Raw genomic sequence first — 24326 nt, forward strand, 5'->3', positions numbered from 1 at the left:
TAGCCTCCCTGTGAGCTTTATTGGCTCAATATTACAACACTTTGGCCTATTTCTTCGATAGTTTCCACACTAACCTTCACCCGGACGAGATTTGGTTCAGAGGTGTCCAATACTTCACTTGTACGAGATAAAATATACGCAGTTTCCGGAATTAGATTTTGGACAGCCGCTAACGCTTTAGCCCTTGCGTCATCCCTTGCTTCGTCAATAGTTCTTGTCGCCCAAGATGTGGTAACTTCATGAAAGATATTAATTTCAGATTCGACGGTAACCCCGCTATTCCTCCATTTAGGAAGTTTTTTGTATATTACCTCTGTTTCGAATTCAGCGTTCGGATCAAGGTCAGCGCTCTTAAGGGAAATTTTATTACTTCCTATATTTATGTTAACAGCAACTTCCCGATTGCCCGTTCTCTGGTATATCGGGGTTGCCAGTTCGGTCTCTCCATATGTCTCATACCATACACGCGCTTTGGCAATACCTTTCGCTTTCACAAACTGGGGAGGAGAATTGGCCGCATCCAGCTGTCCAGATACATTATCGGTTATTTGCTCGGGAACAACCCCCGTTATCAGTAAATCACCCTTCTTAACAGTATCGCCTTTTTTCACCATAGGCTTGCCACTCAAAACAATAAACTCTACTATAACTCCGTCTTTAGCTGCAATAATATCGGCCGGCGCATTATCCTGCTGTTTGGGCATGGTTTTCTCAACAATCTCAATTTCAGCGCGTGTACCTGTGAATGTTATTCCCGCCCATGCTATTTCCGGAATATTAAGCTGAATTGTCTTCTCTATTTGTTTGGCATTAACTGAATCTTTAACAATACCAGGCTTTAAACCGCTTTGACTGGCAATTTCCTTAATCATTTCAGTAGTGAGCTGTTTAGTGCCTTTTACATCTACAAACCATATATATGATGCCATAATATTCAACAAAATAAAGCTGAGACTCGCCCCCACAAGCATCATTTTACGACGTTTTATGCGCTTAATAATGAATGGCAGTCCCCGATAAGATACCACACGTACACGCACCTGGCTAACCCGAGTTATGGGGCGAATTCTAAAAAAATCATTTAATCTCATATTAGCGTATAAATCATCGTCGCGCTTTACAATATCCCATAGCAAAATATGCTGTGCGATACATAAATTAACGAACTTTTCGGGCATCAGTCCTCTAATCCTTACTCTAACCATTCCGTAGATATAATTAGATAACTTATATGTCATAAACAACATCCCTCACTGTACCCTCAACAAGAATTTGCTCAATCTGTAAATTGCTAAGCGATAAGTTATTACCGTTTATAATTAATTCTCCTTGACTAACTTTAATACGTACCAGCGATGGAGTGTACTCGATAATACCTTTATGATTTTCTATTAATATCTGCTTATTGCCCAACATGGTAATGCGCGGTAAATCCAGAACAATATCCTGCGGTATCTCGAGAATTCCTGCCAGCTTTTGCAGTCCTCTGTTTCGACTCGGCATGACACTCCCTCCCTTCATATATAAAAATGTATGCTCAAAACAATCATTTAGTACATTAGATAATAGCTTTGCTAATCACACATACTAAAAAAGCGCCTGGAACCCTTCAGGCATCCAAGCGCAGTGTAAGTTAGACTCTTATTAAGTTATCGGTGACAAAATATCGACTGATGGCATCAGATTGGTATTTACATTGTCCGTCCCCCAACAATTAAACCGCTTTGTTATGAAGTCTTCAAACTTATGAACCTTAACCGGAGCAGCAAATCGCATATAATTGGTTGCTACAATCATTTCGCCACAATCCAAGTTTTTTATCTCGTTACGCTGTTGCAGTATATCTTTACGACACATAGCCTCTAATTTATTTCGATCAGCTTTGGAAGCCAAGCCAAGGATAAATAAGGTATTTAATTGCGATAATACCTTGTCAGCCAATAAGCGCGGCTGTTGGTCAACAACACACATACCGAGATTGAATTTACGGGCCTCACTAACTAAGCGAGCAAAAACATTATTGTTGGAATGCTCCTTTTTGCCTAAGAATCGATGTGCTTCTTCAAGTACAATTAAAACCGGTTTTACGTTGCTGCGTTCGCTATCGGTTTTACCAGCATAATTTTGAAGAAGCTTTTTGGATAATAGCGTAGACAAAGCCTGTTCACCTACTGGGGAAATATTTTTTAGTTCTATAAGAACTATTTTCCCTTCTTCGAGTTCTCGCATAATCTTTTGAATTGCGGTTTGCTGTTCTTCTTCGATATTCAATTCTTGCTTCAGATTCCAGCAAATACTTTTTATCTTACTAATTGTTCTGGCTTGAAATTTTTGACCGGTACAGCCTGCCAATTCACCAATAATATCCTCAGTTTCATATCTAAGCACATAATCCATCCAACTTTCTTGCCATACCTGGGACATTTTATAAATGGCATCCATCTGCGACTCAGTGAGAGTTGCACAGGCAGTAATATCCTCTGGATCTACCTCTTCGAAGTTAATAGCCAACTTTTGACTATATACCGCTTGCGGACTTGTATTATAAACACTCAGCCTATCTTTGGCCCTCGGATGGGTCGATAAGTCTTTATAATATTCGTTATGAACATCAAAAATTAGTAAGCCATAGTTACCATTATCTATTATCGAACTCGCCAAAACCTTAACTAAATTACTCTTGCCTGAGCCGGTAGTCCCAAATACGCCGATATGCTCGGTAATGGCTTTAGAGCCATATATACCTACAGGTAATCCCATAACACCGCGTCCCGATTTTAAAAAGCCAATTTCGAGATCACCTTTCATTTCGGTCAACAGCGCGCTATCGTCCGGACTTAGCGAACGCACCTCGCAAAAAAAGTCAGGACAGGTTTTAGGATTGAATAAACTTCCCTGGGTATCAGCATAGCACAGTTGCTCCGCCATACCGATTTTTACAGTGTGGTTTCCCCCTAAATAAAAATCCAACTCTTCTTGATTATCAACCTGACCATCGTTATTGAGCTTGCTCATTAGGTAATTTACCCCATTTATATCAGACCACCGTGATTTTACCTTAAAATCATATAATCTAATATAGAAGCGATCACCATTCTTCCCTTCAACAACTAAAATATCGCCAAAATCTACATCTTGATTAGGAGCAACGACAAATTCAACATAGGTGCCTTTTGCATAAGTCAAGCGCCCTTTATATTGTGACACTCAATTGCCCCCCTTCTGTACCAAGTTTTTAATACGACTCAATTTTTATTTTGTACAAACAAAAAAAAATAATGCCTTATCAACACTTGTATTTAGTGACAAGGCATTACAAAAATAAGGGAATATGAAATGACTTTACTTAAAAACTTTCTCACTACTTAATATATTATTTAGCACCCTAGAAAGTTACTTGGTTATATTTACTAGAAATTTGATTTGGGACGAATTGCCGCTAACGGACGATGAGCCCGCGGTGGCAAGAGAACCTCAGCCCAGATTATACCATTTAGTATTACGGCTTGATCAATTTGAGCTTTTTGCTCATTCTGCTTCTCAACCAAGGCCTGCGTCGGCGCAGCAGCTTCGCTATTACTGACCTTTGGCGGCAGCGGGTAGTTATTTAAGTGGACAGAACCTGTCGCTTTAATAGCTTTTGAATATTGATACGCCAGATCTTTATTCGTAGAAGCAGGAACAGACTGCATCTTTGGCTTAGGCTTTTGGGGAATGTCTGTTGGATCAGGTATCTCGGGTATTTCCGGATATTCATATTCCTTAGATTTCTTGCTTTTGAAGAGTTCCGGGATAATATACAAAGCCGCCATTAAAACAAGCGTTATAATAATGTCCATAATATCACCGTTGCTTAGGTTCTTCCGGTTTCACTGCCGGTACGCCAGGGCCGACTTTACTGATAGATTCCCGCATCTGCGTATCAGCAAGAACATTATTCATATTGTAATAGTCCATTACCCCAATTCGCCCCTCTTTTAGGGCAATAGCCAACGCATGAGGCACTTCGGCTTGGGCTTCTATAACCTTAGCCTGCATCTCTTGGCTATAAGCTTTCATTTCTTGTTCTTTAGCAACTGCCATCGCCCGGCGTTCTTCAGCTTTAGCCTGCGCAATCCGCTTGTCAGCCTCGGCCTGATCGGTCAAAAGCTCAGCGCCGATGTTGCGGCCAACATCAACGTCAGCGATATCGATAGATAAAATCTCAAAGGCAGTGCCTGCATCTAATCCTTTATCAAGCACTGTCCGTGAAATATAATCTGGATGTTCAAGAACATCTTTATGACTATTAGACGAGCCAACACTTGTTACGATGCCCTCACCAACTCTGGCAATGATAGTCGCTTCTCCGGCTCCGCCAACCAATCGATCAATATTGGCTCTAACTGTGACCCTAGCCATAATCTTTAACTCAATCCCGTTTTGAGCCATAGCTGAAACAACCGGGGTTTCAATAACCTTAGGATTTACACTCATTTGCACTGCTTCAAGTACATCACGTCCAGCCAGATCAATCGCTGCAGAACGCTCAAAAGGTAATGGTATCTGGGCTCGATGTGCTGCGATCAAAGCATCGACTACCCTATCAACATTTCCTCCTGCCAAATAATGCGCTTCTAACTGATTTACGCTTACATCAAGACCGGCTTTGTTGGCCTTGATAAGCGGAAGTACAATATAGGCTGGCGGCACACGCCGAAGCCGCATACCGACTAACGTGAAAATACCGACATTAACACCGGCTGCAATAGCTGAAATCCACAATCCAAGCGGTACAAAGTGCAAAAAAAGCGCAGCCGCCGCTAAAAATAATATCAAAATAAGCCCTGAACCGATTAATCCTGTCATTCAATCAACCTCCATTTTAATTTTCCGCAGGTCTCACAACAATTCGATTGCCGCTAGTATTCACCACCTTTAGTTTAGTTCCTTGCGGTATGAATTGTCCCTCCGAAACAACATTTAGCTGTTTGCCGTCAATGGCCATTATTCCTGCCGGCCTAAGCGGAGTTATCGCAATGCCTTCTCTATCAGTATAAGCTTTGTAATCATCACTGCTTACAAAACCCTCCGCATCAGTTGCAGAATCCTTGAGAACCAATTTAGTCCACAATTTGCTAGACGGAAGCCGTTTAAGGATAAGTAGAAAAATCAGAACCGCAATAACCAAACTAGTCGCCAATAACGAGAGAGCAGCTGTAGAAGCACCTAAAACCAGAAAGAAACTAAGTAAAATTGCCGCTAAGCCACTAACGCCAAAGATTCCTACTCCAGGCGTATATAATTCAACAAGTAGCAGCAACAATCCGCCAAAGAACAGAGCCAATTCCACCCAACCAGCAAAGCCAACCCACCACTGCGAAATAAAGAATAAGCCGGCAGCAACGAGTCCCACCAATGCCGCTACTCCCGTACCCGCAGTTTTAATCTCGGTTAGTATTGCCAGAATGATGATGGTGATAAGCAATGACTTCGTTGCTTCTTCCGATAACCAGCCGGAAAACGTGTCCCGCCAAGACGGGGTATATTCCAATAGTTCATTGCCCGCTAATCCATAATGAGCCAAAACAGAGGCTCTGTCAGGAGCTACCACATCGGCATAGCCTAAGGAGGCCGCTTGATAGTCCGTCAAGGCCACAATCTTGCCTGGCTCAGCAACCCCGACAAAACCAAGCGTCTTATCTACCATCGCTTCGGCAATTTGGGCATTACGACCTGTTTTATTTGCGGTAGCAGCGAATTCAGCCCTCAAGGCTGCAATATTTTTTTCAGTCGCCGGTATCGGTTCAGCCGCTCCAATGCTGCCCCCGGGAGCAATAGCAATTTGGCGATGAGCAATGGCAATAAGAGCCCCTGCGGACCACGCCCGGTTTTTTATATAGCAAATTGTATTTAATGGGGTTTCGCTTATCATGTCGCGAATTTTCACAGCAGCGTCTACCTGCCCACCAAAAGTATCAAGTTCTACTAATATAAATTGAGCGCCCATTGTATTAGCGTCATTTAGAGCTCGCTGAATTAACGCAGTCTGCCCACCATTAATTTCACCTTTTATATTGACAATAACTACTGGGGCCGCTTCAGCAGCTGGATGCCACAACATAGCTATTGCTATCAGAAACAGAACAAGAAGCGCCTTCATGGAACGCATTTACTCACCCCCATTCAATTGTATATATAGTTTATTCCCTACTAGGTACCCCAATACCTCTCTGCCGATGATATCAGGCATAAAATTAAATCCGGCACCGTATTCGGTACCGGATTTAACTATTTATTCAATAATTCACGTACAATGGCGTTAACCATTTTACCATCAGCGCGACCTTTAACCTTAGGCATTAGCACGGCCATAACCTTACCCATTTCTTTGGGACCAGAAGCCTGAGTAGAGTCAACAGCTTCCGTTACTAAACTGCGAACTTCCGCTTCACTTAATTGTTCGGGGAGGTACTGCGTCAGAATTTCAATTTCCTGCTGAAGGCTCTGCACTAAATCAGTACGGTTAGCTTTTTGGAACTCTTCTAGCGAGTCCCGACGCATTTTAACTTCTTTTGCTAATACCTCTAGAACCTCTTCCTCAGAGAGTTCCTTTTTTCGATCAATTTCCACATTTTTTATATTGGCACGTACCATGCGGATAACCGAAAGACGCAACTTTCCTGCTTCTTTATCCTTCATGGCCTGCTTCATGTCTTCAGTCAATCGCTCTTTTAGCGACATTCTTAATACCTCCGAAACTAATTAAACTTACGTTTACGGGCTGCTTCGGACTTCTTCTTTCTTTTTACACTGGGCTTCTCGTAATGCTCGCGTTTTCTAACTTCAGCGAGAGTACCAGCTTTTTGGCAAGTGCGCTTAAACCGGCGGAGTGCACTATCGATTGTTTCGTTTTTGCCTACCTTCACTTCTGACATCTGTTTCTCCCTCCCTCCACTATGCCGTTACGGGAAGTGTACTTGTTCACATACACCTAAGTATTATATACGGAAAATATATTAATTGTCAATATTAGCCTGGGGGCCAGGTCATAAATCTTCCCCCAAGAATATGCCAGTGTAAATGCTGAACTGTCTGCCCGCCATTATCTTTGGTATTAACTACCAGGCGAAATCCGTCATCAGCTAAGCCTAACTGGCTAGCTATCTTTGGTATTGTCAGCATAATGTGAGCTAGTAAATCACTATCTTCAGACTGTAGCTCAAGAAGGTTAGCAATATGCTTTTTAGGAATTATCAAAGCATGCACAGGAGCTGCTGGGTTTATATCCGGAAATGCAAGCATAAACTCGTCTTCATAAATAACCTTTGCCGGTAATTCCTTGGCCGCGATTTTGCAAAAAATACAATCTTGCCGCATAAGGCACACCCCCTCTCATTATGCAACTTAAACTTAAGTAATATACAGTATAAACCAGTATTCTGCCTATTTATATCATAATCCTTCAAAAAAGTTCACCCACTGGAAAATTAATCAATAATCGTTCCCCAAAGCCCATCTTTATAGATTTTATCAACTTGTACTTTCTTCACACTGCCAGCCAAATCAGCATGTCCGCTGGCATAAACTCTGATATAGTTGCCAGCTAATCCATCAACAATCCCTTCTTGTTCTGTTTCAAACAGAACCGAAACATTTGTACCAATAAACTGCTTCTCGAAATCGGCTGTTTTTCTAACGGCAAGTTCTCCCATTGCCTGAGCACGATATTTTTTAGTTTCTTCGGTTACTTGGTTAGGATAATCGGCTGCAGGGGTCCCACTCCTCCGTGAATAGGGGAAGATGTGCATCCGCGAAAAATTCATGCTATCGACAAATCGAAGAGCGTTATTAAACATCTCGTCAGTCTCGCCCGGAAACCCGACAATTATATCTGTGGATATAGCTATTCCAGGAATTTGTTGGCGGATATTCTCTATTAATGCTTTATATTCTTGCGTAGTGTAATGCCTGTTCATTGCCGCAAGAATACTGTCATCACCGGCTTGCAGCGGCAAATGCAGGTGCTGGCATAATTTTGGTTCACTGCCCATCAGCCCAATAAGCTCGTCTGAAACCTCAATGGATTCCAATGACCCCAAACGCAGTCTTATAAGACCATTTACTGAAAGAACTGCTTTTACAGCGTCGACCAAAGAAGTTTCATTATCAAGGTCCTGACCGTAGGCACCAAGATGAATTCCAGTCAGGACAACTTCCTTGAAACCGGCGTAAACTAACTTCTGCGCTTCGGCACTGATACTATCTAAAGACCGGGAACGCAGCGGGCCGCGCGCATATGGAATAATACAGTATGTACAAAAATTAGTGCAGCCTTCTTGAATTTTTAAAAAAGCGCGGGTCCGGCCTGGCATATTAAAAAGTGGTATATCTTCGAAGGTATCGGCTGACATAATATCGGTTACAGCATTTACTTTACTTCTTGACGCAGCTGCTTCTTCAACAAGTTCAACTATGCGGTGGCGTTCACGCGTACCAACAATGACATCTACTCCTTCAATGGCTTGTACCTCTTCAGGGGATACCTGGGCATAGCAACCCGTTACCGCAATTATGGCCTTGGGATTAAGCCGGTTTGCGCGCCGAATAACCTGGCGGGACTTTTTTTCCCCTAAGTGAGTAACCGAGCAAGTATTAATAATATAAACGTCAGCCTCCGTTTCGAAACTAACAATACTATATCCCTTCTGTTTAAACAGACCTTCCATAACTTCGGTTTCAAATTGGTTTACTTTGCATCCTAAAGTAGTAAAAGCAACACTTGGCACGCTATATCCTCCCAGTAGTTTCTAGCCTCCAAGGTCGCCACAGGCATACATAACAGCTGCCACAGCGGCCACAGACGCTGTCTCGGTACGCAAAATCCGCGGCCCCATTGTAGCGATTGCTGCACCTCGCCGGCTTGCTAGCCCGACTTCCTCGTCGCTGAATCCACCCTCTGGACCAACGATAATAGCAATAGCTTCAGCGTGGGACATTGTTAATATGTCTCGCAGCCGCACCTTGGTCTGCCCTTCGTAGAGCATTATTATTTCAGCCTTGCCCTCAAGACTTGATAGTACTTCATGTAAACTTTGAATATTTGAAATCTGCGGTATAAGGCTACGCCGGCACTGTTTAGCTGCCTCTGCCGCTATCTTTTGCCAACGCTCAACGCGCGCCGCTTTCTTTTGATCTGTATATTGGACAACGCTATGGGCAGCGTGCATGGGTATAACCTTATAAACTCCAAGTTCTACTGCCTTTTGTACGATATAGTCCATCTTATCGCTTTTCGGCAATCCTTGGACTAAAATTATCTTAACTGGCGGCTCCTTATTATCATCGATGACGGCTGTCAAACTCAGCATAACTTCGCTGCTTGTAATAGACTTAATAACAGCAACTGCTGCACTGCCATCGGGTGCAACAACAACACAACTATCTCCCACCTGCATTCTAAGCACTTTGCCAATGTGGCGGACATCGTCACCAGTAATCAGAATTTCGGGCGCTAACGGTGAATTGATAAAAAAGCGGCGCACTTAATGCTCCCCCTTGCTAACTACCACCGCGACCCAGCCGCCTTCCTCCAAAACCTTTTCAATTACAAGGTTTTGGTCAACAATGGCGGTGCTGACATCGCTCAACCGTTCAGATATAATGCCGCTAGCAATAAAGTAGCCATTATCATTTAAATAATCTGGAATATCAGGAGCCATTTTTATAATAACATCGGCAATTATGTTAGCAATTACGACATCGGCTTTGCCGTTTATCCCAGTCAGCAAATCCCCCTGCGCTACTTTAACAATGTTTTGGACATTGTTAATAGCAACGTTTTCACAGGCAACCCGTACTGCCACTAAGTCAAGATCAACAGCTTCAACCTTCGCTGCCCCGAGTTTTGCCGCCGCTATTGACAAAATTCCGGAACCTGTGCCGATATCAAAAACAGTAACACCTGGTCTAATTACATCTTCCAGACAGCGACAGCACATCGCGGTAGTATGGTGTGTACCCGTGCCAAAGGCCATACCGGGATCGAGTTCAATTACCAGATCATCGTCTCTCGCTTGATACTCTTCCCATGAGGGTTTAATAACAATACGTTCACCAATCTTCACAGGATGAAAATATTCTTTCCAAGCTGAAGACCAGTCTTCCTCATTTACTTCATGACAATTAAAAATACCACTGCCCCGATCTAAGTTATGAACAGCTAATTCATTAAACAGTCTTTTAAACAAACGAAGCTTTTCATCCAATTGATCATCGGCCGGCAGATACGCCTTAACGGTCACCGTCTCGGTATCAGTAAATTCCGGAATGTCAGTGTAATCCCAAGCACCTGAGCGACGATATGAGTTTACAAGTTCGGGATCTTCGATGACTACACCACTTGAGCCTAACTCATGGAAAATATTAGCTACGGCCTCTGTAGCCTCATGACTTGTCTGAATACTAATCTCGGCCCATTTCATGATAATCCCCCTTATCCCGAATTGTTAACTTATACCCCAAAAACATCTTTTACCTTCTTGAAAAAGGTCTTTTGCTCTGGGTTTACATTGTCACCGCACGTTTTGGCAAATTCCCGGAGTAAATCTTTCTGCTTATCGGTGAGTTTCTGAGGCGTAAGCACTTTAACTCTGACATGCTGGTCACCGCGGCCATGGCCTCGCAAGTGAGGAATTCCTTTTTCCCTTAGCCTAAAAATGGTTCCAGACTGAGTTCCCTCTGGAATCCTGAGCTTTAATTTTCCGTCAAGAGTAGGTACATCGATTTCATCACCAAGCGCCGCCTGAACAAAATTAATCGGCACATCACAAATTATATCGCTACCTTCTCGCGTAAACAGTTTGTGCGGTTTTACGAAAATATAAACATACAAATCGCCTGGAGGGCCTCCCCGCTGCCCCGCCTCACCTTCGTGTGCAACCCGCAAGCGTGACCCATTATCAACGCCTGCCGGAATTTTTATTTTTATATTTCGCCGCTTGCGAACCTTGCCCTTCCCGTGACATTCTTTACAAGGCGTACGGACAATCCGACCTTCACCATTACAACGATCACAGGCCTTGACATTTACCATCCGGCCAAACGGGGTATTCTGCACCACTTGAACCTGACCGGTACCTTTGCAATGCTGACAAGTTTCTGGATGCGTTCCAGGTGCCGCCCCGGTCCCTTGGCAGGCATTACACTCCTCGGTGCGAGGAATCTGAATTTCATTCTCCACACCAAACGCAGCTTGTTCAAATGTAATTTCCATATCATAACGCAAATCAGCGCCCTTTTCCGGACCATTCTGACGTCCGCCAAAGCCAAAGCCTGACTGACCAAAAAACATATCAAATATATCTGAGAAGCCACCGCCCGGTCCGCCAAAACCTTGCTGACCAGCTCCTGCCCCACCTTCAAATGCCGCGTGACCAAACTGGTCATATTGGGCGCGCCGCCCCGAATCAGACAATACTTCATATGCTTCATTGATCTCTTTAAACTTTTCTTCAGCTTCTTTAGGATTATTACGGTTAACGTCAGGATGGTATTTACGGGCTAGTTTGCGAAACGCTTTCTTTATTTCGTCATCTGATGCTGTCCTGGATACGCCTAAAACCTCATAATAGTCGCGTTTACTCACATTGCACCATCCTATTACAATTTTGGGATAATACCCCAAAGTCCTTAAACATAGCTCTCCGGCCCTGTATAAGAGCCGGAGTCGCATTTGTATTACTAGGTTCTTGACTAATCTATGCTCTACTTCTTATCTTCGTCAACTACTTCAGCGTCAATGATTTTCTCGTCTTTGCCAGCGCCTTGATGAGGCTGGTCTTGCGCTTGAGTGCCCTCAGCACCTTCAGTCTTGCTATAAACAGCTGCAGTTAATTCGTAAAGCGGTTTGGTCAGTTCTTCGGTATCGGCTTTAATCTTTTCGATATCGCCGCCTTTAATCGTTTCTTTGAGATTATCAGCAGCCTGCTGAACCTTATCTACCAAAGCTTTATCGGCCTTATCGCCCATTTCCTTAATAGTTTTTTCAGCTTGGTATACTAGTGAATCGGCGTTATTTCGAACTTCTACTTCTTCTTTGCGTTTTTTATCTTCAGCCGCGTTAGCTTCGGCCTCTTTGACCATGCGCTCAATGTCCTCTTTGCTCATACCGCCAGAGGAAGTAATTGTAATTTTCTGTTCCTTGCCGGTGCCAAGGTCTTTTGCTGATACATGGACAATACCATTAGCGTCGATATCAAAGGTAACTTCAATGCGGGGAACGCCGCGCGGAGCCGGAGGAATACCTGATAATTCAAAACGTCCAAGTGTTTTGTTATATGACGCCATTTCCCGCTCACCTTGAAGCACATGAATATCAACCGACGGCTGATTATCAGCAGCAGTTGAGAAGATTTGGCTTTTCGATGTTGGTATTGTTGTATTGCGTTCAATAATTTTTGTGAATACTCCGCCTAACGTCTCAATGCCCAATGAAAGCGGAGTTACGTCTAAGAGAAGTACATCTTTAACTTCGCCAACTAGTACACCGGCCTGAATAGCTGCACCGATAGCAACACATTCGTCCGGGTTCACGCCGCGATGCGGCTCTTTGCCAAGTGATTTTTTAATTGCTTCCTGTACGGCTGGAATTCGCGTAGAACCGCCAACCAGAATAACTTTATCGATATCTTTCGCTGATAGCCCGGCATCACTAAGCGCCTGCCGAGTTGGCCCCATTGTCGCTTCTACCAAATCTGCAGTCAATTCATCAAACTTAGCACGGCTCAAGTTAAGATCCAAATGTTTAGGTCCAGTTTGATCAGCAGTAATAAACGGCAAGTTAATATTTGTAGTTAAAACACCTGACAGTTCAATTTTGGCTTTTTCAGCAGCTTCTCTTAGCCGTTGCACAGCCATTTTATCATTAGAAAGGTCAATACCATTTTCTTTCTTGAATTCAGCGATTAACCAATTCATGATACGCTCGTCAAAATCGTCACCGCCCAAACGGTTATTACCGCTTGTCGCCTTAACTTCGAATACGCCGTCGCCAAGTTCAAGAATGGATACGTCAAAAGTACCGCCGCCAAGGTCAAATACTAAAATTGTATGGTCATCGCCCTTATCCATGCCATAAGCTAATGATGCGGCTGTAGGTTCGTTAATAATACGCAATACTTCTAATCCCGCAATTGTACCAGCGTCCTTGGTTGCCTGGCGCTGGCTGTCGCTAAAATAAGCCGGAACAGTGATAACTGCTTGAGTAACAGTTTCACCTAGGTAAGCTTCAGCATCTGATTTTAGTTTTTGCAGAACCATAGCCGAAATTTGCTGCGGATTATAGTCCTTGTCGTCAATTTTTACTTTATGGTCAGTTCCCATATAACGCTTTATGGAACTTATTGTGCGTTCCGGATTTGAAACAGCCTGACGTTTAGCCAGCTGTCCAACAAGACGTTCTCCCGTTTTGGAAAAACCGACAACAGAAGGTGTTAATCTATTTCCTTCAGCGTTAGCAATAACTATAGGCTCACCGCCTTCCATTACTGCTACAACTGAATTTGTCGTACCTAAGTCAATTCCAATAACCTTTGCCATTGTAAAATCCTCCTTTAATACTATCCATTAGTTTACTGCTACTTTAACCATACTAGGTCTGATCACTCTACCACGGACTATGTAGCCTTTTTGTAACTCCTCGGTAATAGTTCCATCTTCCTTATCACTATCTTCAACCCTCGCTACAGCCTCATGACGTTCCGGGTTAAAAGTTTCTCCTACAGCCTGTATAGGAGCTAATCCATTTTTCTCCAATATGCCAATCAATTGGCGGAAAATCAATTCTATTCCGGATTTTAAACCGGCTGCATCTTGAGTCTCCCCTGCAGCAAGGGCGCGTTCAAAATTGTCAAGCACAGGCAATAATTCTAGAATTATTGCTTGAACAACAATATTTGAAAGTTCTTCCTTCTCTTGTCGGGTACGGCGGCGAAAATTATCAAAATCCGCCTGGAGACGTTTTATGCGCTCTGTACTTTCATCTAATAGGCGATTTTTCTCTTCGATCGCAGCCAATATTTTGTTGATTTCTTGGTTGTCAACATAACTCTCTTTATCATTTAATTCCGTTTTATCGACATTTTCAGCAACTGAGTCGGCTTGATTCTGTTCTTGTCGAAGCTCTTCTGTCAATTATGTCACCTCGCATAATGTTCACTTTTTTTGCCGGACATACCGGCTAATAGCCCTAATATTTTAAAAATCAGGCAATCCAGCGTCATTAACGGCTTTAGGCTTACTCTCGGCAGTTCCGTCTTCTTTCTTTTTAATAATTGTATCAATGCGCAGAATCGCCACTGCAACTTCGCCGGCTGCTTTTATGGCATGCAATTTGACTGGCACTGGATCAACAACGCCTAACGCCAGCATATCATGAACTTTTCCAGTGTCACAGTCGATACCAAGCGAATCAGCATTTTGGGAAGTTTGAGCAGTAATAACTTCTTCGACTTTCTCTAAGGGATTATAACCTGCGTTCTCAACAATTTGCGAAAGAGGGTGCTTCAGGGCACTTACGACACAGTCTAATCCGTATGCCGCCATGCCTTTTAGTTGCTCCCGAGCTTTTTCAACCCGCCGAGTAATAGCAATCTCTATCGAGCCGCCCCCAGGCACATAACCGCCTTTAACAGCAGCCTGTACGCTCGATGCAGCGTCTTTGGCAATACGCTCACGTTCACCGACAACTTCTTCAGTAGCTGCTCCTACTAAGATAGTGGCCATTGGTTTACCGGTACCGCCTAGAATTCTCACTTGTTCGAGTTTTTCGTCCTCATAGGCTTTTTCTGAAAAGCCCAGATACTTTTCAATATCGCTAAGTTCTTTTTTAAGACCGGTACGTTTAATCATTCTGGCACCGACATGTTCAGCCGTGCGCCTAAGGTCTTTAGCGGGCACCCGCTGAATTACCATAATGCCGGCATCTGTAAGAATCTCTTCGGCGGTATCATGAACACCGCGATCAACTAGGACAATCTTGACATCCATGTCAACAATTTTCTTTATATTTTGTTTGAACTCTTCCTGTAATTCAATATAACGCTTAAAACCAGACTCAGTGCTAAGCGCCTCATCTTCAATTTCTTCCGGCTCTAAGGCATCATCAATAATAAGAATTTTACCATTGCTGATTTCGGAAGGCATCTCTTGATTCATGCGCTCTTTATCAACAATGACGCCCATAAAGACTTCGTTGTTAGCGCCTTCTTCAGCCGTTATAATATCGGATAACTTAAAATTAGGCTCACGCAATTTTTCAATTCCGATAAGTTTTGCCGCGCTTACAACTAAATCGGCGATATCGTCGTACTCACGACCGGCAATCATGGCAACCTTTCTCAAAACTGGATCGTTAATATCAGTCACTTGCCGGCCACTAACTTTTATTTCTTCGATGGCTTTAGCTACCCCATACTTTATGCCCTCAATAACTCGTGCGATTGGCACGCCGCGTAAAACCTGATTTACACCCTCGGATACCAGGCCCCCGGCCATTATTGTGGCGGTAGTCGTACCATCGCCAACTTCGGCCTGCTGAGCTTTCGCTATATTAATCAGCATCTTAGCTGCCGGGTGATTAACATCCATTTTATCGAGAATAGTTACACCATCATTTGTGATGATAACTTCACCAAATCTATCTACAAGCATAGTATCAAGCCCTTTAGGGCCGATTGTTCCTTCAACTGCCGCTGTAATTGCGCGGACAGCATTTGCATTGGTCAACAGTGCCGCCAGACGCTCATCCACTTCTGACGCACTGCCGGCTTGTTTTAAATTCATCCCGTATCCTCCCGTATGTAAGTATAGGCATAGCCTATACTTTATATTTCTTTAGTATTTCCTCTAGGTGGCCGTGCATAAACTCAAGGATTGCCATGACTTTTCCGTACTCCATCCTAGTCGGACCTAGAACAGCAATTGAACCAACTACTTGCCCGTCAATTGAATAAGTCGCTTGCACCATACTGCAATCTTGGATACCGGTATATTTATTTTCTTCGCCGATTTTGACAGAAATACCGTCTTTATCTGATACATGCATAATATCACGTAGCAATTTTTCTTGCTCAAGAATATTCAATAGCTCTTTAACTTTGTCAACATCGCGAAATTCCGGCTGGTTTAAAAGTTGGGTTGTGCCCCCTAAATAGACACGCTCATTCTTTTCAACTGATAGTGCTTCATGCAGAACACCAAGCGCAATATCAAAAAGACGCCGGTCCTGTATGATATCATTTTGAATTTCCCGTAGAATAGATGATTTTATTTTGTCAAAAGGCAACCCGGCTAATCTGCTGTTAATGCCGGCTGCGATTTGCTGCAGATCAGCAAACGTCATACCTTCCGGAAAACTTATTACCTTGTTTTCAACAAAACCCGTGTCAGTAACAACCACGAGAATTACCCGGCGCTCGTCGAGCGGCAAAAACTGCAAATACTTAAAAATACATTGGGAAAACTGCGGAGCTAAAACCATCGAGATATTCTTGGTCATTCGCGATATAATCTTAGCAGTTTCCTGGAAAACCTCTTCAACGCGGCGGACTTTAGCATTATACCAGTTTTGAATTAGTACCTTTTCATTATCACTCACTTGCTCAGGCGATAATAAAGAGTCTACGTAAAAACGATAGCCCTTGACAGATGGTATACGTCCGGCCGATGTATGCGGTTGCTCAATATATCCTAAAACTTCAAGGTCAGCCATTTCATTACGAATTGTCGCCGGACTAACCCCCAGATCGTATTTACGCGCGATGGTGCGTGAACCAATAGGTTCTGCGGTGGAAATATAATCGGTAATCAAAGCCTGGAGAATTTTTCTTTTACGCGCATCTAACATCATTCCACCTCCTATTGTTAGCACTCTATCGAAGGGAGTGCTAACACCTAATAAAAAAATACCACTCCTTTTTATCAATGTCAAGGATATTCCCCGCTTTTACGCCATGAAAGCTAGAAATACAATGTTGCCATATTTCATTCCGATTTCAGTCATTCGAACCCCTAGCGAATCTGCAATAATTAGATTACGCTGCTCTAAATCTTGAATTACCTCCTGATATCTTTGCAAAAAATCATCTTCGAAGTAGCTGTTAAAATCTTCATATCTTAGACCTGATACCGTCCGAAGAGCTAAAAACACATATTCAGCCATTGCGTTTTGCGTTGTAATTGTTTCTCGGAAATCTACTGCTGGCCGTCCGGCATTAACGGCCTTGATATATTCAGCCACACTAGTCGTATTTTCTCTTCTTTCCTTACCCCAAAACGTGTGCGCCGAAACTCCTAAACCTAGGTAAGGCTGGTAACGCCAGTATTTAAGATTATGCTTACATGCAAAGCCCAATCGGGCATAGTTAGATATTTCATAGCGCTCATATCCATAGTGCGGCGCCAAGGCAGCAGCCAGATCATACATTTCTTCTTCATCATTATCATTCGGCAGATCTAGTTTGCCGCTTACCTGCAATTCAGCAAAAGGCGTGTCTTCTTCAACCTTGAGACCATAAATTGAAAGATGCTGAATATTAAGGGAAGCAGCAGTTTCAATGCTATGTCGCAAATCCCTCGTTGTTTGACCGGGGAGTCCGTACATTAAATCGATGTTAATATTATCAAACCCGGCCTTGCGAGCCATATTAATTGTCTCGACAGCGTCAGATGAGCTATGAATTCGGCCGATTTTGCTTAGCAGACGATCAGAAAAACACTGGACACCGAAACTGATACGGTTTATTCCATACTCTTTTAAAAAGACAAGCTTATGATAATCGACTGTTCCGGGATTTGCCTCAATGCTTATTTCGGCATCGGCTGCCAGATTAAGGTTCAGCCGGATACTGTTCATAATTGTTCCAATTTGCTGGTTTGACAGCAAAGTCGGCGTTCCGCCGCCAATATAAATAGTGTCTACTGTATGATGTGCACAAATACCGCCTTGAGCGGCAATTTCCCGGCTCAAGGCGGCAACATAGTCATTGTATAAATATTCCATATTAGTATATGAAGGAAAATCGCAATATAAGCATTTTTGTCGGCAAAATGGAATGTGGAGGTACAGTCCTAAATTCATAGTTACCTCGCTTTTACTTTTTAGTCAATTTTTAAGATGGCCATAAAAGCCTCTTGGGGAACTTCTACGCTGCCAACTTGCTTCATGCGCTTTTTGCCCTCTTTTTGTTTCTCTAGCAATTTACGTTTCCGCGAAATATCGCCGCCATAGCATTTAGCTAACACATCTTTACGCATTGCTCGCACGGTTTCCCGGGCGATTACCTTATTGCCGATAGTTGCTTGAATTGGAATTTCAAACATTTGTCTTGGGATAATTCCCCTTAATTTTTCGGTAAGCTGGCGCCCCCGAGCTACTGCCTTATCACGATGAACAATGACCGATAGTGCGTCAACAGGTTCTCCGTTTAAGAGAATATCTAGCTTGACAAGCTGCGATGTTTGATAGCCATAAAACTCATAATCAAGTGACGCATAACCGCGCGTTGAGGACTTGAGGCGATCAAAATAATCATAGATAATTTCGCTCAGCGGTAAATGATAGGTCAGCATTACACGGGTCGTATCGAGGTATTTCATGTCCTTAAACTCACCGCGTTTTTCCTGTGACAATTTCATAACTGCGCCGACAAAATCGTTAGGAACAATTACAGTGGCTTTTACAAACGGTTCTTCGATATGGTCAATCTCAGTCACCGGAGGCAACTTAGACGGGTTGTCAATAGCAATCATTTCCCCGTTAGTTTTAAATACATTATAAATAACACTCGGCGCTGTAGTAATCAAACCGAGATTATACTCACGTTCAAGCCTTTCTTGAATAACATCCATATGCAGAAGTCCTAAAAAGCCGCAGCGAAAACCAAAACCAAGCGCTACCGAAGTTTCAGGTTCAAACAACAATGAAGCATCATTCAGCTGAAGTTTTTCCAAAGCATCACGCAAAGATTCATATTCGTTGCTTTCTACCGGGTACAAACCGCAATAAACCATCGGAGTTATTTTGCGGTAACCGGGCAGAGGCTTCGAAATAGGATTGTCAGCATTGGTAATTGTATCACCGACCCGTACATCTTTAACGTTTTTTATACTCCCGGCAACAAAACCGACATGTCCGGCACTTAACTCCTTAATATTATCCAAGTAGGGACGGAACACCCCCACCTCGGTAACTTCATGCTTTTTGTCAGTAGCCATCATTTTCAGTTTCATTCCCGGCCTAATTGTGCCTTCCATAACTCTAACATAAGCAATAACACCCTTGTAGGCATCAAAATGTGAATCAAAAATCAATGCGCTTAAAGGTTGATCGGCCTTTCCTACCGGCGCCGGAATCTTATTCACGATAGCTTCAAGAACTTCGTCAATACCGATGCCGGTTTTGGCGCTTACCAAGATTGCGTCTGAGGCGTCCAGACCGATTACCTCTTCAATCTCATTTTTGACTTTGTCAGGGTCGGCATTCGGTAGATCAATCTTGTTTATCACTGGAATAATTTCTAGGTCATGTTCCAACGCTAAATAGACATTGGCTAATGTCTGAGCCTCTATTCCTTGCGCAGCATCGACAACTAACAACGCACCCTCGCAGGCTGCCAGGCTTCGTGAAACCTCATAAGTGAAGTCAACGTGGCCTGGCGTGTCGATAAGATTTAACATATATACTTGTCCATCTTTTGCGATATACTCCAACCTTACTGCATGTGCTTTGATAGTAATACCGCGTTCACGCTCTAGGTCCATTTGATCCAAGACCTGGTTTTCCATCTCCCTGGCAGAGAGGGCGCCGGTATGCTCCAGCAGTCGGTCGGCTAAAGTCGATTTTCCATGGTCTATATGGGCGATAATGCAAAAGTTGCGGATATTTGCTTTATTCATAAATCCTCCTCTCTGTCGGCTGTACCCTTTTTTGCGGGAACTTTGCCAATAAACACCTAATATAATGCTGTATCAAATTATAGCATTGGAGCTTGAAGGCTGCAAGTGCTACCTAAACTCATGCCGGTACTGCTCAATATAGTATCTGCTCTTTAACCTAAAGTCCTGCAAATGCCCCTCAAAAGATTTTTTGAATTGCAATGCCTCGCCAATGAATTGCTGACGCCACAGATTACATAATGCCCTAAAATAGTTCCAATCTATTGCTGTAGGTATAATAATTTTATGCCCTGCAGCCTCGATGTCTATTTTTTCATCATCATGAGAAATCCGGGCTACATTATAAACAGCCCGGATGCTGTATTCTGATCCCAACAGATAAAATGAATAGGCCCCTGTTGTATCGCGTTTTAGGTTGATAGCCTGAACATACTCATGGCGATGCGTTAGATTATTTAGTTGGTTCTCTGCAAGTGTGACGCCAAAAACCACTGCAAGCATTAGAGCAGCCACACCACGAAATATAACGGCCGTTTCTGTTGATGTCGGGCGGATAAACATATCTTCTCCTGTTTCCAACTTTAACTATTATTCTCGGCTATTATCTCTGCAATTACATCTCCTAGCATTTCTATGCTTCGGTCGGCCTCTTCCTTAGTGTTTTCCTGGCACCCAACTTCAATTAAAAGAGCACGTGGATGTAAATGCTGATTATAGCGCCAATCAACGAGATGGATTCCCTTTGAAAGTCCCGGATAGTGCTGGTTTAATTTAGCATCAATTAATTTAGCAAATGCATGATTTTCCTGCCAATGAGGCTGAATAAGATCCTGCTGTCCTGTGGCAACCACTATCGATATTCGAGCAGCCGATACATCGTTAATAACTATAGTACTATTTTCCTTTTTATCGGCATCTCGGTGAATATCAAATATCATTTGTATTGATGGGTGCTCTTGCAACATTTTTCTTACAGTGCCCTCAGAGACCCCGTATGCCTTCATGAAGCTTGGATAGTCATGGATGTCTGTGTATTGCACAGCCGGAACACCATGCTTTTTCAGCCGCTTGACCAGTGACTCACCTACCCCGACAATTTCACCCCTCTGCCCGCCTGGCCGGTGAGTGACGCCGCTGTTAGGGATAAAGCTTTCAGCAGTATGGGTATGGTAAACGCCGACTAACGGTTTGCCTTTTGGCATTAGGCTCGCAGGGTCAAACTTGGGAAAGTTCGGCAGTGTTGTAGTACTGATACTTTTGGGGCTTATCTTTAATACGCTTATCATAGGAATTTCGCTATGAAATAGCGAGCGGATATCTTTTATATCGATACCAGTAAACAGCATAACTACGCCCCGTAAAACATGCTGGACTGATAAATCTTTTTTAACTATTTCCGTAGTCTTCTCTTGTTTATCAAATCGCGGCAGACCCGAGAATAGCACTTCACCCCAGTTGGGCCATTTTAGTTCCTGTTTTTTTAGAATATCAGCTCCTAATGCTGCTGATACCGGCACAGCCGGCACAGCTACAGCTGACCGGACAAGAAACGCCCACGCTGATAAAAGAAAAAACAATCCTGCGAGAATGCTAACTATGATTACGCGACTTCGTGAGTAATATTGTTTGCGTTGCCGTCTCGATAACATTGCTGCCTCCCGTGACAACCACGATTTAGCTGTCATTGTTATTGTTTACATACAATGTATATGCCTGGCAACAAAACGATATTACTCACCTATTAAAAACCATAATGGCTATGTTGCTTTGAGTGTACAATTAACTAGTGTAAGTACATGTGAATATTTTCATAGTCGATATTAGGATGCATCGCCTGGTTTATCCCCCCAGCTACAACGTCAGCAATGTCGGCTATAAGCCTGTCTACCTCTTTTGGTGTTACCATGAGATCGCCCAGTGTCTCTGGCAATACCTGGCGTACGATAACTTGGCGATCGTTATCTGATAGATTCTCCATACTTTTAAAGTATCTCGCAAATGAAGCATGCTGCTGCAAGGTATTAATAGTATCCATGGCAATAGTTGAGGCATGTACAACGGTAGGAACCCCTATAGCTATTACCGGAACCCCTAGTGACTCTTGAGTTAAACCAAAACGCTTGTTACCAACTCCAGACCCGGGGTGGATACCGGTATTAGCAATCTGTACTGTAGTAATTACACGATGGCTAGACGCCGCTGCAAGAGCATCGATAGCAATCACCAGGTTGGGCTTAATCTTACCTACTATCCCGGCAACTATCTCAGCCGTTTCCATACCGGTAATGCCTAGAACCCCTGGCGCAATAGCGCATATCGATCTTACACCGCCTTTTAGCTCAGGTGAGAGCATTTCTTGTAGATGACGGGTAACAACAATTTTATCAACAGCCCGAGGACCTAATGCATCTGGGGTTACATTCCAGTTGCCAAGTCCAACTACCAAAACCGTTGCGTTTAGCGGTAAGTTTGCCATGGCAGCGAGTTCATGCGCTAAGTGATTCATTACATTTTCCTGCAGGGGAGTATTTTTATAGCGTAAACCTTGAGCTTCAATTGTGATATATTTACCACGCATTTTGCCCATCATTTGTTCAGCTTGCGGAGTAGTAATATTGACACGGGTAATAATAACTTCTTCGTCCTCGGCCGTCTCCATTTGAACTCCGGGAATAGTTTGCTCAACCCGTTTAGTAAGCATTTCACGAGCTTCCAGGGCTAAGTCTGTGCGGGGGCTGTTTAAAGCATAATTCATGTATTTCACCTCTTAATTACTATTAGGAAACTGCTTTAATACTAAGTTTGCCATTATCTTTTCCTAAATATGGGCGCCCTATACAACTACCGACCTGCCGTCGAGTCTCCGGTTAATAATTCCTTGTCTTTACTGCCAATATTCTTTGAATAACTATGAATTATTACTTGCTTTTTGAATAAGTACGTGCTAGAATATTTTAGGTAAACATGCTCGCAAGGAGGTGAAATACTTGCCAAATATTAAGTCATCTATCCGCAGTGTAAAAACTGATGCTGAACGGCGCGCCCGTAACTTCCCGGTTAAAACAGCTATCAGAAGTATCTCCCGTAAAGTTCTGGAAGCTATTGATGCCGGTAAGGCCGACGAGGCTAAAAACCTCCTGACCGAAGCAAGCAGTATCATTGATAAAGCTGTCGCCAAAGGCGTTATTCATAAAAATGCCGCTGCTCGTAAAAAGTCTCGCCTAGCTACCAAAATACAAGCTTTAGCATAAGAAAAGACTTGGCTTTGCCAAGTCTTTTTACTAAGTATGTAAGCTATAAAAAATAAGCCTTAACTGAAAGGCTTATTTTTTTTGCTATTGGCACAATTCAATTATAATTCTTTCAAGCGCTATATTATCGGATTTGCCGGCTTTCAACTCATAGTCTGCGGCCGCCAGCGCCAATAGAGCTTCCTTTAAAGTCTTATGAGAAAAGTTTCGGCTTTGGCGGAGGACTTTTTCGCCCACAAAAGGCGGTACACCGATAGATGCTGCTAACGTTCTAGCATTGATGCCTTGTGCTGCCAGTTCTTTTGCCTGCCACAACATTCTTATCTGCCTTACGAGCAACGCCAATATCCTTAAGGGATGATCTCCGGCTGCAAGCTGCTGATTCAGCAGTTCTAATGCCTTAGCTTTTTGTTTCTGGCTTAAGGCATCAATCAACACAAATACTGAAACTTCCGGTATTGATGCTAAAACTTGCTCTGTATCCTCAAGAGTTATATTCCGGTTCCCCGAATAAAGCGCCAACTTTTCTATTTCATTGTCCAAAAAGCTGAGTGAAATCTGCGGCATCAACGCAATGGCCCCCAGTAGATGTTCAATAGCATCTTGTGCCATGTTTTTATTAAGCGATACCAGCTTAGTATTTAGCCAGCCTCTGATATCCCCTAGCTTCAAAGGTGCCATTTCCGCAGCTATTCCATATGCCTCAACTGTCTTGAACAACTTACGCCGTTTATCAACCTTGTCGGTAGTTGACATCACAAGATGACTGTAGTCGGGCATATTACTCAGAAGTCTGATTAACTGTTCATCATTACTTCCGGAAGAAGGTTGGTTCTCATCATTACTGCCTCTTCGTGCCTTAAACAATGACGTTCCCCGTATAACAATGACATTTCTCCCCCCCAGAAAAGGAATAGTCTCTATTAAAGTAACTAATTCCTGAAAAGGCGGATCTTGATTAAATACAACCAAATTCATATCACATTCTTCGGGGGTAAGCACGGCATCAATAATCGCCTTTTCCAATTGGCGGGTAAAATAAGTTTCTTCACCGTAAAGCAAGTAAACCGACCTTATTTGCTTGTTTTTTATCTCACGTAAAACATCTGTATGATTCATTTGCTCTCCTATACGAGGGGA

Annotated in this window: 24 protein-coding genes; 1 reads left to right on the forward strand and 23 read right to left on the reverse strand. The window is 43.1% G+C overall.

All coding sequences use genetic code 11. The features are described 5' to 3' along the window. Positions 1-17: 17 nt before the first annotated feature. The 22 genes from yqfD to GX348_09655 form a co-directional block, all read right to left on the reverse strand. Positions 18-1238, reverse strand: a complete 1221-nt coding sequence (gene yqfD / locus GX348_09550) for a sporulation protein YqfD (protein ID NLP42420.1) — start codon at positions 1236-1238, stop codon at positions 18-20. Then, positions 1228-1503 carry a sporulation protein YqfC gene (gene yqfC / locus GX348_09555; protein NLP42421.1) on the reverse strand — a complete coding sequence of 92 codons (276 nt, stop codon included), beginning with the start codon at positions 1501-1503 and terminating at the stop codon, positions 1228-1230. The genes yqfD and yqfC overlap by 11 nt, the downstream gene beginning before the upstream one ends. A 141-nt stretch (positions 1504-1644) precedes the next feature. Then, a complete protein-coding gene (locus GX348_09560; GenBank protein NLP42422.1) occupies positions 1645-3207 on the reverse strand; it encodes a DUF87 domain-containing protein in 1563 nt (520 codons plus the stop codon). Between the two features lie 203 nt (positions 3208-3410). Next, positions 3411-3839 carry a hypothetical protein gene (locus GX348_09565; protein NLP42423.1) on the reverse strand — a complete coding sequence of 143 codons (429 nt, stop codon included), beginning with the start codon at positions 3837-3839 and terminating at the stop codon, positions 3411-3413. Between the two features lie 4 nt (positions 3840-3843). Next, the gene (gene floA / locus GX348_09570; protein NLP42424.1) at positions 3844-4848 is read right to left on the reverse strand and encodes a flotillin-like protein FloA; all 1005 of its coding nucleotides are present in this window, start codon (positions 4846-4848) and stop codon (positions 3844-3846) included. Positions 4849-4864: 16 nt separating this feature from the next. Next, entirely contained in the window at positions 4865-6151 is a 1287-nt protein-coding gene (locus GX348_09575) for a nodulation protein NfeD (protein NLP42425.1), read from the reverse strand. A 119-nt stretch (positions 6152-6270) separates the two neighbouring features. Further along, positions 6271-6723 carry a GatB/YqeY domain-containing protein gene (locus GX348_09580; GenBank protein NLP42426.1) on the reverse strand — a complete coding sequence of 151 codons (453 nt, stop codon included), beginning with the start codon at positions 6721-6723 and terminating at the stop codon, positions 6271-6273. A gap of 17 nt (positions 6724-6740) precedes the next feature. Next, complete coding sequence (locus tag GX348_09585; protein NLP42427.1) at positions 6741-6917, reverse strand: 30S ribosomal protein S21; 177 nt, start codon at positions 6915-6917, stop codon at positions 6741-6743. A 94-nt stretch (positions 6918-7011) separates the two neighbouring features. Next, positions 7012-7359 (reverse strand): histidine triad nucleotide-binding protein, encoded by a 348-nt coding sequence (locus tag GX348_09590; protein ID NLP42428.1) that lies wholly within the window; start codon positions 7357-7359, stop codon positions 7012-7014. A 110-nt stretch (positions 7360-7469) separates the two neighbouring features. After that, on the reverse strand, positions 7470-8768 hold the full coding sequence (gene mtaB, locus GX348_09595; protein ID NLP42429.1) for a tRNA (N(6)-L-threonylcarbamoyladenosine(37)-C(2))-methylthiotransferase MtaB: 1299 nt from the start codon (positions 8766-8768) through the stop codon (positions 7470-7472). A 21-nt stretch (positions 8769-8789) separates the two neighbouring features. Further along, complete coding sequence (locus GX348_09600) at positions 8790-9524, reverse strand: 16S rRNA (uracil(1498)-N(3))-methyltransferase (protein ID NLP42430.1); 735 nt, start codon at positions 9522-9524, stop codon at positions 8790-8792. Then, complete coding sequence (gene prmA / locus GX348_09605) at positions 9525-10463, reverse strand: 50S ribosomal protein L11 methyltransferase (GenBank protein ID NLP42431.1); 939 nt, start codon at positions 10461-10463, stop codon at positions 9525-9527. 29 nt (positions 10464-10492) lie between these two features. After that, positions 10493-11626, reverse strand: a complete 1134-nt coding sequence (gene dnaJ, locus GX348_09610; GenBank protein ID NLP42432.1) for a molecular chaperone DnaJ — start codon at positions 11624-11626, stop codon at positions 10493-10495. 119 nt (positions 11627-11745) lie between these two features. Continuing rightward, positions 11746-13578, reverse strand: a complete 1833-nt coding sequence (gene dnaK / locus GX348_09615; protein ID NLP42433.1) for a molecular chaperone DnaK — start codon at positions 13576-13578, stop codon at positions 11746-11748. Between the two features lie 27 nt (positions 13579-13605). Beyond that, positions 13606-14172 (reverse strand): nucleotide exchange factor GrpE, encoded by a 567-nt coding sequence (grpE, locus tag GX348_09620; protein NLP42434.1) that lies wholly within the window; start codon positions 14170-14172, stop codon positions 13606-13608. Between the two features lie 63 nt (positions 14173-14235). Beyond that, positions 14236-15822, reverse strand: coding sequence for a chaperonin (locus tag GX348_09625; GenBank protein NLP42435.1), 1587 nt, complete (start codon positions 15820-15822; stop codon positions 14236-14238). 34 nt (positions 15823-15856) lie between these two features. Continuing rightward, positions 15857-16885, reverse strand: a complete 1029-nt coding sequence (hrcA, locus tag GX348_09630; protein ID NLP42436.1) for a heat-inducible transcription repressor HrcA — start codon at positions 16883-16885, stop codon at positions 15857-15859. A 99-nt stretch (positions 16886-16984) separates the two neighbouring features. After that, positions 16985-18118, reverse strand: coding sequence for a radical SAM family heme chaperone HemW (gene hemW, locus GX348_09635; protein NLP42437.1), 1134 nt, complete (start codon positions 18116-18118; stop codon positions 16985-16987). 20 nt (positions 18119-18138) lie between these two features. After that, positions 18139-19935 (reverse strand): elongation factor 4, encoded by a 1797-nt coding sequence (gene lepA, locus GX348_09640; protein NLP42438.1) that lies wholly within the window; start codon positions 19933-19935, stop codon positions 18139-18141. 108 nt (positions 19936-20043) lie between these two features. After that, a complete protein-coding gene (locus GX348_09645) occupies positions 20044-20514 on the reverse strand; it encodes a hypothetical protein (protein NLP42439.1) in 471 nt (156 codons plus the stop codon). Between the two features lie 2 nt (positions 20515-20516). Next, positions 20517-21584 (reverse strand): stage II sporulation protein P, encoded by a 1068-nt coding sequence (locus GX348_09650; GenBank protein NLP42440.1) that lies wholly within the window; start codon positions 21582-21584, stop codon positions 20517-20519. A 134-nt stretch (positions 21585-21718) separates the two neighbouring features. After that, positions 21719-22690: a GPR endopeptidase gene (locus tag GX348_09655; protein ID NLP42441.1), complete on the reverse strand. Its 972-nt coding sequence runs from the start codon at positions 22688-22690 to the stop codon at positions 21719-21721. A 232-nt stretch (positions 22691-22922) separates the two neighbouring features. Here GX348_09655 and GX348_09660 point away from each other — a divergent pair, with 232 nt between their 5' ends. Next, the gene (locus GX348_09660; GenBank protein NLP42442.1) at positions 22923-23186 is read left to right on the forward strand and encodes a 30S ribosomal protein S20; all 264 of its coding nucleotides are present in this window, start codon (positions 22923-22925) and stop codon (positions 23184-23186) included. 84 nt (positions 23187-23270) lie between these two features. Here GX348_09660 and holA read toward each other — a convergent pair whose 3' ends face one another. After that, positions 23271-24305 carry a DNA polymerase III subunit delta gene (gene holA, locus GX348_09665; protein NLP42443.1) on the reverse strand — a complete coding sequence of 345 codons (1035 nt, stop codon included), beginning with the start codon at positions 24303-24305 and terminating at the stop codon, positions 23271-23273. Between the last annotated feature and the right edge of the window lie 21 nt (positions 24306-24326).

Source organism: Veillonellaceae bacterium, assembly GCA_012523975.1.
Classification (GTDB): Bacteria; Bacillota; Negativicutes; order JAAYSF01; family JAAYSF01; genus JAAYSF01.

Bases quoted from the DNA above. Each gene is read 5' to 3' on its own strand.
- GX348_09585 (NLP42427.1), bottom strand. From the start codon at position 6,917: ATGTCAGAAGTGAAGGTAGGCAAAAACGAAACAATCGATAGTGCACTC.
- GX348_09650 (NLP42440.1), bottom strand. From the start codon at position 21,584: ATGTTATCGAGACGGCAACGCAAACAATATTACTCACGAAGTCGCGTA.
- hrcA (NLP42436.1), bottom strand. From the start codon at position 16,885: ATGTTAGATGCGCGTAAAAGAAAAATTCTCCAGGCTTTGATTACCGAT.
- hemW (NLP42437.1), bottom strand. From the start codon at position 18,118: ATGAATTTAGGACTGTACCTCCACATTCCATTTTGCCGACAAAAATGC.
- GX348_09565 (NLP42423.1), bottom strand. From the start codon at position 3,839: ATGGACATTATTATAACGCTTGTTTTAATGGCGGCTTTGTATATTATC.
- GX348_09625 (NLP42435.1), bottom strand. From the start codon at position 15,822: ATGAATTTAAAACAAGCCGGCAGTGCGTCAGAAGTGGATGAGCGTCTG.
- GX348_09580 (NLP42426.1), bottom strand. From the start codon at position 6,723: ATGTCGCTAAAAGAGCGATTGACTGAAGACATGAAGCAGGCCATGAAG.
- dnaK (NLP42433.1), bottom strand. From the start codon at position 13,578: ATGGCAAAGGTTATTGGAATTGACTTAGGTACGACAAATTCAGTTGTA.
- GX348_09655 (NLP42441.1), bottom strand. From the start codon at position 22,690: ATGAATTATGCTTTAAACAGCCCCCGCACAGACTTAGCCCTGGAAGCT.
- yqfD (NLP42420.1), bottom strand. From the start codon at position 1,238: ATGACATATAAGTTATCTAATTATATCTACGGAATGGTTAGAGTAAGG.
- lepA (NLP42438.1), bottom strand. From the start codon at position 19,935: ATGAATAAAGCAAATATCCGCAACTTTTGCATTATCGCCCATATAGAC.
- prmA (NLP42431.1), bottom strand. From the start codon at position 10,463: ATGAAATGGGCCGAGATTAGTATTCAGACAAGTCATGAGGCTACAGAG.
- yqfC (NLP42421.1), bottom strand. From the start codon at position 1,503: ATGCCGAGTCGAAACAGAGGACTGCAAAAGCTGGCAGGAATTCTCGAG.
- GX348_09590 (NLP42428.1), bottom strand. From the start codon at position 7,359: ATGCGGCAAGATTGTATTTTTTGCAAAATCGCGGCCAAGGAATTACCG.
- floA (NLP42424.1), bottom strand. From the start codon at position 4,848: ATGACAGGATTAATCGGTTCAGGGCTTATTTTGATATTATTTTTAGCG.
- holA (NLP42443.1), bottom strand. From the start codon at position 24,305: ATGAATCATACAGATGTTTTACGTGAGATAAAAAACAAGCAAATAAGG.
- GX348_09575 (NLP42425.1), bottom strand. From the start codon at position 6,151: ATGCGTTCCATGAAGGCGCTTCTTGTTCTGTTTCTGATAGCAATAGCT.